Below are 9,602 nucleotides of genomic sequence, written 5' to 3' on the forward strand. Positions count from 1 at the left end.
AACAGATGTCCGGATCGCACCACATAACAAAACCCACCGTCCATATGAACTGGATGCGGTGGGTTCTTTTTTTATGGCTTTCAGGAATTACACGCTGCTTATTTGCCCGAAGGTTGTGCTTCGACAGTGTATCCGGACGGGATGTCCGTTTCGGCCGTGACGTTGGTAATGACCATCGGATACATTTTGTCCGGGTCAGGCTGAACGATCGAATACAGCACGATGGCACGTCCATCCTTTTCCAGTTTGACATCATCAATTTTCAATCCGTAGCCCGGGTGCGGCATCTCGGCAGAAAGCTTCACTTTGGTCGTCTTGTCGTCCACTTTCGTCGTTGTTACCGTCGGCACGATGCCCGCCTGTCCCGCTCCCGGATCCACCGGTGCAGGCTCTATGGAGCCTCCGTTTCCAAACTGGTCGATAAATTCCAGTGCGTTAAAAATCATGCTTGCGGCCTCCATGCGGGTAAGCGGCTGATCCGGACGGAAGTTCCCGTCTTTGTCCAGCTGGATGATGTTCATGTTGAGCAGGTTCTGGACGGCGGATTTGGCATTCTCACCGATGCTGTCTTCATCATTCACGACGTTATATCTCATAATGACCGGATAATTCCCCGTTGTGGCAATCCCTTCTTGAAGAAGGATCACGAACTGTTCGCGCGTCATTTTGGCCTGCGGATTCACTTCTACGGGAATGGACAATCCATTCTGGGTCGCAGCTTGCACGGCATCCGCATACCAAGTGTCAGGACTGATTTTGCTTTGCGCAGGGGATGCGTACGCGTTTTTCAAACCAAATGCTTTGACGATCAACTGAATGCCCTGCGGTTCGGATAACGCCTGATTCGGCTTGAACAGATCCGCCGTCACCCCGTTTACGACGCCTTTGGATTTGAGCGTATCCACGATCGTTTTCTGTCCTTCATCCTGCAGGTCCGAGAATGCGAGCACGGATGCACCTCCCGCCGTCAATGATACGCAAAGAGCGAGTGTCGCCGCCAATCCTTTTTTATGTTTCATTTTGACACCTCCGATAGTAGTTTAAACCTGATTGCCAACCTTCACCCCTACAGACGGCCCCTTGCTTCAAAATGTTTCACCAAACCTGTACATTCCGGTTTACCTCTAATGCATCAGCTTGCTCCGCTTCATTGACATTGCTCCTCAATAGCGCAACAATAGTAGTTGTTAGCATGAAAGGACGTCAACGGACGTTACCTATCGACTGCATGTCGTGCAGTGAACTGATTTCGTCGATCGGCATACGGAAATCCGTTCATATACGGATAATCTTCGAATTCGTTCGCATAAAGTAAAAGGGCATGACACCTTGATTCGGGTGTCGGCCCTTTTCTACGCTCTGCATCGATATCTTTGAATTCAACAAAGGAGAACCATGCCTATGTCCAAACGAGAATTGCTGCGAAGCTACGTGATCAGCCAATGGCCCGTATATGCGGTTGCCGTGGTCCTGATTATCGCCTCCAATGTCGGGCAGGCTTCCCTGCCCCGCATTTTGGGCAGCTTCACGGACCAACTCATGCAGAACAGCCTGCGTATGGATACGGTGATGAGGTACAGCATCATCTTGCTGGCGGTGGCTATTTTGTACAACGTGTCGTTCGGAACCGGGCAGTTCATGATCATGAAGCTGGGACGCCGGTTCGAATTCATGACCCGTGAACGCATTTTCGGCAAGTTTTCCGAACTAAGCGAGCACTATTTTTCCAAACAGGGCAACGGCAAACTGCTTAGCTACGTGATGAACGACGTCACCTCCGTTCGCGAGGCCATTTCCAACGGGGTGACCACCATGACCAATGCAACCTTTCTGTTATTGTCCTGCATCATCATGATGCTGCTCAGCGGGATCCCGCTGTCCTTGATGATGATCAGCGTGCTGCCGCTGCTGGCTATTCCGTTTCTGGTCGTCCATTTTGGCCCGCGAATTCGTAAGCGCTCCCGTGATGTGCAGGAAGCTCTCGCCGACATGACCGAATCGGCCGAGGAACAATTCGGCGGCATCCGCGTGACCAAAACGTTTGCCGTGGAAGATCAGGCCCGCGCACGGTTCGGTATGGCGGTAGATGCCATTCGGAGCAAACAATTGCGCCTCGTGCGCATGTCTTCCTTGTTTCAAGCGCTTCTTCCGTTATTCGGATCGTTATCTCTCGTCGTTTCCCTGCTTGTAGGCGGCATCATGACGATGCAGCATACCATTACGCTCGGCAGTTTCGTTGCATTAACCTTGTATCTGCGCATGATTATCGGACCGCTGCAGCAAATTGGCAATGTCATCAACACGATGCAGCGTTCCGGGGCCTCTCTCGAAAGGGTAAACGACCTGTTGGCGGAAGAGCCCGACATTCAGGAAGCTGCGAATGCCAAGTCGCTTCGCTCGATCAGGGACATATCCATCAGCGGCCTGTCCTTCGCCTACTCCGGCAGCCCTGCCCCCGTCCTGCAGAACGTGGAATTGCACATTCGCGCCGGGCAGACGGTCGGTATCGTAGGCAAAACCGGTTCGGGCAAGAGCACGCTCGTCAAATTGCTGCTGCGCACGTACGAGCCTCCTGCCGGAACCATCCGCATCAATGGAACCGACATCCGCAAAATATCCCTGGAAAGCTTGCGCGCCTGTATTGCATATGTGCCCCAGGACGGGTTCCTGTTCAGCACGACCATTCGCGACAACATCGCTTTTAGCGATCGAACATTGCCGATGGATACGGTAGAGCATAGCGCCAAGCAGGCCATGATTTACGAAAATATCATTCGGTTCCCGGATCGATTTGACACCAAGCTGGGCGAACGCGGGCTTACCCTGTCGGGCGGGCAGCGCCAGCGCACCAGCCTCGCCAGGGGATTGATCAAACAGTCTCAAGTGCTCATCCTCGACGATAGCATGAGCGCGGTCGATGCCGTCACCGAAAGCGGCATCGTGCGCGGCTTGCGCAAGCTGGGCAAGGACAGAACGACATTGATCGTGTCCCACCGAATCAGCGCGGTCCGTCATGCCGACCATATCATCGTGCTGGACGAGGGACGGATTGCCGAACAGGGAACCCATGCGGACCTTATGGCTGCAGAAGGGCTGTATGCGGCGACCTATCGTTTGCAAGAGGAGGGATTGTACCATGACCGAACGACATAGCGGGAAGCCTGACCCGATGACTGCCGAGCAGCATGCATCGTCTCCGGCGAAAGGCGATTCCAGAGCGTCTGACGCATCCGACAAGCGGACCTCCTTCAAATCGATGATGACCTATACCAAGCCGCACAGGCTCGCCTTTCTTGGCATTTTTGCCTGCTCGCTGCTGGGTATTCTGGCTGATCTGCTGCAGCCCTATTTGGTCAAGATCGCCATAGACGACCATTTGGCCATCGGGAACACAAGTACCGGTTTTCTTATGCAGCTTGCTGCGGTATACCTGGTTCTCGCCATAACCGGCTTTGTGTTCACCTACGTGCAAAACAATTTGCTGCAGCATGTCGGCCAAAGCATCGTTTCCCGCATTCGTAAAGACATTTTTCACCACATCACACGCATGTCGATGTCTTTCTTCGATCGGTATCACATCGGCAGTCTCGTCACCAACGTTTCTCGCGATACCGAGACGATCAGCAGTTTCTTCACCCAAGTTCTGCTCAGCCTGATCAGGGACGGCATGATGCTTGTGCTGATCCTCGTGTTCATGTTCCAACTGGACCCTGTGCTGGCGGGTTACTCCCTGGCCGTGCTGCCTGTCATTGCCGTTGTTGCGATCTTGTTCCGCAGCAATCTGCGTAAAGTGTATCAGAACGCCAGAACAAGGTTTGCGCGTCTGATCGCATTCACTGCCGAAAATCTCGCAGGCATGTTTCTGATTCAGGCTTTTCATCAGGAGAAAGAACAACAGCAGCGATTCGGGGAAAAAAATCTGCAGCACCTTCAAGCCAACATTCGCCAAGCACGCTCCCATGTCATTTTCAACCGCACATTCGACATTCTGGGCAATGCGGCACTGGTGCTGATGGTCTGGCTTGGCGGGCGGGCCGTATTGAACGAATCGCTGCAAGTCGGCGTGCTCTATGCCTTCATCAGTTACATTCGGCAGTTCTTTCAACCGATCAACCAAATCACGATGCAATGGAATACGTTCCAGTCGGCCACCGTTTCCATGGAGCGGATCGCAAACATTCTGGACACGAAACCGGAGGTCGCCGAACCCGAACCGGCCAAAGCTTTCAAGCTTGAACCAAAGCAAGTGATGGGACAGATCGATTTCAACGATGTTTCCTTCGGATACCAGCCTGGCCAGCCGATCATCTCAAACATGGACCTGCATCTCTATCCCGGGGAAATGGTCGGCATTGTGGGCACGACCGGAGCCGGCAAAAGCACCTTGATCTCCCTGCTGAATCGCTTTTATGATGTCCACGAGGGCAGCATTGACATTGACGGCTTCGATATTCGGCACATTCCGCAAGCCACGCTTCATCGGATCATCGGCTTGATCCAGCAGGAACCCTTCCTGTTCTCCGGCTCCATTATCGAGAATGTGCGCATGTTTCGCGAAGACATTACGCGGGAGCAAGCCATCGAAGCTTGCCGGTTCGTCGGCGCCGATGCCATGATCCGCCGGCTTCCTGAAGGATACGATACCCTTCTCTCCGAACGCGGAAGCGGCCTGTCCGCCGGGGAACGTCAGCTGATCTCTTTCGCCCGGATCGTGGTATTCCAGCCTCGGGTGCTGATCCTGGATGAAGCTACGGCGAATTTGGATTCGCATACCGAACTGCTCGTACAGCAGGCGCTGGAATCCGTGTCCAAAGGGCGCACGACCATCGTCATTGCCCACCGCCTGTCCACGATCATGCATGCCGACCGGATCATCGTTATGGAGCATGGCAAAATTGCGGAGGAAGGCACCCATGCGGAACTGCTTGCGGCCAGAGGCGTATATGCCCAATTGGTCGCGCATGCACGGGAAGCGGGTAACGACGAGGCCGTTTCGAGTTAAACCCATGCAGACGGCAGATGCCCAATTACACTGTTGAAAACGACAGGAAATGTAGCAAGCTCAACTGGAGAAATGTCCGGTTGGGCTCTTTACATTCCGGACCAACCGACAAAAAAGCGTTCAAATGGACACCACTCCACCTGAACGCTTTCGTTGATTATGAACCTAATAAACGTTTGATGATTTCCCCGCCCGCTAACATGCCATCTTTTATTGTACTTTCAGTCGGATCACGTTCCACGAAGCCTTGGACAGGCTTGCAGTAACCAGACTTCCCGATACCTGTGCTCCTCCGCGGTTATGCGGAGCTACGCGGTTCGGCTCTGCAGCCGTATTGACCGCTTTGAGATCATCGCTTTCCAGTACGATATGCTCCAGCAGCGTGCACTCGCCAAAGCTGCGAAGATCCACTTCCAGCGGCAGCGCTTCATCCAGATGACGGTTAACCGCAAATACCGTCACTTCGCCCTTTTCTTCGTTATGCACCGCGATGCCTTCCAGATAAGGAACGTCCGTAATTTCTTTGGTATCGTATTTCGGCGATTGAATCAGCGGCACCAGCGCGGTTCCGCGACCGAACACGGAAGCATGCATGAACGGATAGAAAATGGTCTGTCTCCACGCTGCGCCACCGTTGTCGGTCATGATCGGCGCGATGACGTTGACGAGCTGCGCGAGGCAAGCCATTTTGACGCGATCCGCATGCTTCAACAAGCTGATCAGCATGCAGCCCACAAGCAAAGCGTCTTCATGGTTGTATACGTCTTCCAGCTGCGGCGGAGCGATTTGCCATGGGTCCAGCTTTTTGTCGCTTTCGTTGGAATGGTACCATACGTTCCACTCGTCAAAGGACAGGAACATCGTCTTTTTGCTGCGCTTTTTCGCCTTGATGTAATCGCAAGTCGCTTTGACCGTGTCAATGAAACGGTCCATTTCCAGCGAGCGGGCCAGGAACGTCGGCGTATCCTGCGCGGCATTGCCGTAGTACTGGTGCAGGGACAAATATTCCACGTGATCATATGTATGATCCAGGACGGTTGCTTCCCACTCCGGGAATGTCGGCATGCCGATCGCGGAGCTGCCGCAGGCAACCAGTTCAATCGTAGGATCGGTCCATTTCATGACCTTGGCCGCTTCCAGAGCTACTCGTCCGTACTCCACCGCAGTTTTGTGGCCGATCTGCCATGGACCATCCATTTCGTTGCCAAGGCACCATGTTTTAACGTTATGCGGCTCTTTGTAACCATGCTTGATACGAAGATCGCTGTAATAAGAGCCTCCCGGATGGTTGCTGTATTCCACGATGTTTCTGGCCGCATCCACACCGCGCGTTCCCAGGTTGACCGCCATCATCACATCGGTATTGGCCTGTTTCGCCCAATCCACGAATTCGTTGAACCCGAATTCATTCGTTTCGATCGTTCTCCAAGCCAATTCCAGCCTGCGTTTGCGTTCGGAGACCGGACCTACGGAATCCTCCCAATTGTAACCGGATACAAAATTACCTCCCGGATAACGCACGATCGGAACTTGCAGTTCATTGACCAATTCCAGCACATCCTTGCGGAACCCCGCTTCGTTAGCCTCAGGATGGCCAGGCTCATATATACCACCATATACGGCACGACCCAGATGCTCAATGAAAGAACCGTATAAGCGCTTATCCACTTCTCCAATCGTGAAATCCTTGTCTACCGTCATTTTTGCTTTTTGCACCATAAAGTTCAACTCCTTAAATTAATAAAAAAATTAATTTAAAACCTATGGATCAATGTTCATATTTATATTAAAATCGATGTTAAGCTTAATTTCAACACTAAATTTTGAAAATGTTATCCTATTCTTTGAATTTATGTTTAAATTAATCCTAAACACATCTATTGGAGGGACCTTTGTGATCAGAGCAAATACCGATGCAGAATGGCTGCCCCTATATGAGGCACTGGCCAGCGAAGTCCGTCTGCAGATCATCCGGCTTGTTGCCGAAAGCCCCAAAAACGTCAAGGACATTGCAGCCGCGCTCGGTTTGAGCAGCGCCATCGTAACGATGCATGTGCGCAAACTGCAGGATGTAGGCATCATTCAATCCAAAATGGTCCGCAAGGACGGCGGCACCCATAAAATGAACAGCCTTGCCGTTGACTGGATCGGCATCTCGATGCCGCAGGAAAGCGGGAGCTCAAGCAAGGTGCACGAGGTGGCGATTCCCATCGGGCATTATACGCAATTTGATGTATATCCCACTTGCGGCCTGGCCACCTCCAGCCATATTATCGGACAATACGACGATCCACGATATTTTCTCGATCCGGAACGCATGCATGCCCACATTCTATGGTTCGGGCGCGGATTCGTGGAATACAAAATCCCGAATTACATTTTGGCCGGGCAGCACATGGAAGCGATTGAACTCTCGCTGGAGATCGGGTCCGAAGCGCCTTCCGTCAACCCCAATTGGCCTTCCGACATTACGTTTACGTTGAATGGCATCAAGCTTGGGGACTGGACGAGCCCTGGTGACTCGGGAAACGGCCGCGGCGTATTTACGCCTGATTGGTGGAGCGAAAGCGTCAACCAATACGGCATGCTGAAAGTGCTGCGCATTACGGAGCAGGGAACGTTCATCGACGGCCAGCTGATGTCCGGCGTCACGTTATCCGATATCCCCGTGGAACGCAATCAGTGGACGCTGCGCCTGTCGGTCGAAGAGGATGCACGGCATGTTGGCGGGCTCACCTTGTACGGGGAAGGATTCGGCAATTACAATCAGGATATTTTATTTCGGGTGTATTACCAAGAGTAGGTCTTTGAGTGCAAACTTGGGGGAGAGTGGGGGAGATATTCGATACGGGGTGGCGCAAAATCAAAAAAGCTGCACGCCATGCGGTGTTTTCCAATGTAAAAATCATTGATAAACACCGCAGTGACGCGCAGCTTCAATCCAAACAGCTGCTTTGTTAGTATTTGTCTCGCTGCGTCTGATTTACAGCGCGCTTCCGCCAAACAGGAAACGATATTCCCAGTGCTTGCCGGAAATGTCGCTGACCGTTACGCCGCCGCCCTCGTTCGAATACGTGTGCAGCACTTTGCCGTCTCCAAGATAGATGCCGGTATGCGTAATTCTGGCCGTCGATTTGTTCACGCCCGAATATGCGGAAGCCTTGGTTCCTTTATAGGACATAAAGTACATCAGGTCGCCGCGCTTCAGCTTGGTCCAATCGGTTTGAACCGCTCCTTTGGCTTTGACATAGTCGCCCTGTTTGCGAGAGTCTGCCGGCAGCGTGATGCCCAGCGCATCGATGAATGCCCGGCGGACGAAGCTGGAGCAGTCAAACGCGGCCGTACTGTTGCGGTCTGCCCCGTATTTGTAAGGCGTGCCCAAATATTTCATGCCTGCGGCGATCACTTTTTCCACGGCTTCGCTGCCGGTAACTGAACTGCTGCCCGCTACCGAAGAACTTGTGCTGCTGTTGCCGCCGCTGCTGACCATTTGCGTATATTTGGATGAAGAAGATATGTATCCTGTCTGGTTGCTGGAATCCTGTACCTTGTACCAGTACGAACCGGACGTGCCCAAAATGGTTACCGTCTCGCCTTGAGGCAATTGACGTACGACGCCTGCAGACGTCGAAGGAGACGTGCGCATGTTCACTCCCTGGATGATCTTGGCTTTGGAATTTTCTATCGTAGCTGCCGATACCTGGGCCGTGAATGCTCCAGTCGTCAGACTTCCCATCAACATCGCTGCCGTTACGCTTGCCGTAATGATTTTGCTTTTCCAATTCATGATGTCGTTTTCCTCCTGAAGTTACAGAATTTTAACCTGGTCCGTAATCCTACCGGGCTTGCCCCATTGTAAAGGCGCTGTCCAGAACGATCATCAGTCCAAAGTCCTGTATTGCTTCAGGCTGATTTGAGCACTAAGAATCAGGGCATGTCTCCATATTTTTGATTCGGATGCCTCGCCGGGCGTCTTATTCAAAAGGTTAAAATATTGTAAACATTTGAGCTGCGGCGATTTTGGATCTGCAATGCACTCTTTTCATTCATGGATGAAGATGATGGTTCATATGACCCATATTTTAATTTCAAATTCCATAAGTGGTAAACATTACTACACGTAAATCGCAGCATTTTGGCGTGCTTTTCCCCATTCCTCCTTCATTCCGCAGCAGCGTTCGCCGATTGAATATGACAATGTACTTATATAAACCGCACTTAATCGTTCACACTAGGGCACTTCGAGTGCAGTTCCATCTTCCGATGCAGCTTTCTTTCAGAAAGCTTTTAGCGAACGCTTTGCTTCTCCAGATTGGTTCTGCCTCTCCGTTAACGTGTGTTTATTTTTTTGCGGTTTATATAGTCGCAAAAAAGGCCGGAGTTTCTCTCCGGCCCATTTCCTTTATTTCATTATTTTCCGATGAGGCAGTACATTACGGTTCAACGCCCCAGGCCTTTACGCCGTCGATATGCGCCGTTACTTTGTTCCAGGCGGCGAAATCCGTCATTGCCCCGTCGTACGAGTAATCGTTGGTCTGATCGAAGCTCGCCCAATTCGTTTTGGAGAACCGTCCCTGGATCACGCCGGTCTCCGCGCCCG

At 52.1% G+C, this 9,602-nt stretch carries 6 protein-coding genes; 3 read left to right on the forward strand and 3 right to left on the reverse strand.

What is annotated here, in order from left to right:
- Nucleotides 1-98: 98 nt before the first annotated feature.
- Nucleotides 99-1,019: an S-layer homology domain-containing protein gene (locus tag L6H98_RS12140; RefSeq protein WP_236415370.1), complete on the reverse strand. Its 921-nt coding sequence runs from the start codon at nucleotides 1,017-1,019 to the stop codon at nucleotides 99-101.
- A 382-nt stretch (nucleotides 1,020-1,401) separates the two neighbouring features.
- Between L6H98_RS12140 and L6H98_RS12145 the strand changes: the two genes are divergently transcribed.
- A complete protein-coding gene (locus L6H98_RS12145; protein ID WP_236415371.1) occupies nucleotides 1,402-3,153 on the forward strand; it encodes an ABC transporter ATP-binding protein in 1,752 nt (583 codons plus the stop codon).
- Nucleotides 3,154-3,256: 103 nt separating this feature from the next.
- Nucleotides 3,257-5,002: an ABC transporter ATP-binding protein gene (locus tag L6H98_RS12150; RefSeq protein WP_236415411.1), complete on the forward strand. Its 1,746-nt coding sequence runs from the start codon at nucleotides 3,257-3,259 to the stop codon at nucleotides 5,000-5,002.
- Between the two features lie 210 nt (nucleotides 5,003-5,212).
- Here the strand turns inward: L6H98_RS12150 and L6H98_RS12155 are convergent, their stop codons facing one another.
- Nucleotides 5,213-6,721: an alpha-N-arabinofuranosidase gene (locus tag L6H98_RS12155; RefSeq protein ID WP_290371442.1), complete on the reverse strand. Its 1,509-nt coding sequence runs from the start codon at nucleotides 6,719-6,721 to the stop codon at nucleotides 5,213-5,215.
- A gap of 175 nt (nucleotides 6,722-6,896) precedes the next feature.
- Between L6H98_RS12155 and L6H98_RS12160 the strand changes: the two genes are divergently transcribed.
- Nucleotides 6,897-7,805: an ArsR family transcriptional regulator gene (locus L6H98_RS12160; RefSeq protein WP_236415372.1), complete on the forward strand. Its 909-nt coding sequence runs from the start codon at nucleotides 6,897-6,899 to the stop codon at nucleotides 7,803-7,805.
- Nucleotides 7,806-7,985: 180 nt separating this feature from the next.
- Here the strand turns inward: L6H98_RS12160 and L6H98_RS12165 are convergent, their stop codons facing one another.
- Nucleotides 7,986-8,789, reverse strand: a complete 804-nt coding sequence (locus tag L6H98_RS12165) for an SH3 domain-containing C40 family peptidase (protein WP_236415373.1) — start codon at nucleotides 8,787-8,789, stop codon at nucleotides 7,986-7,988.
- Nucleotides 8,790-9,602 lie beyond the last annotated feature (813 nt).

This window comes from Paenibacillus sp. JJ-223 (assembly GCF_927798175.1).
GTDB classification, from domain to species: Bacteria; Bacillota; Bacilli; order Paenibacillales; family Paenibacillaceae; genus Paenibacillus; species Paenibacillus hubeiensis.

Bases quoted from the DNA above. Each gene is read 5' to 3' on its own strand.
- L6H98_RS12140 (WP_236415370.1), bottom strand. From the start codon at position 1,019: ATGAAACATAAAAAAGGATTGGCGGCGACACTCGCTCTTTGCGTATCA.
- L6H98_RS12165 (WP_236415373.1), bottom strand. From the start codon at position 8,789: ATGAATTGGAAAAGCAAAATCATTACGGCAAGCGTAACGGCAGCGATG.
- L6H98_RS12145 (WP_236415371.1), top strand. From the start codon at position 1,402: ATGTCCAAACGAGAATTGCTGCGAAGCTACGTGATCAGCCAATGGCCC.
- L6H98_RS12150 (WP_236415411.1), top strand. From the start codon at position 3,257: ATGATGACCTATACCAAGCCGCACAGGCTCGCCTTTCTTGGCATTTTT.
- L6H98_RS12155 (WP_290371442.1), bottom strand. From the start codon at position 6,721: ATGGTGCAAAAAGCAAAAATGACGGTAGACAAGGATTTCACGATTGGA.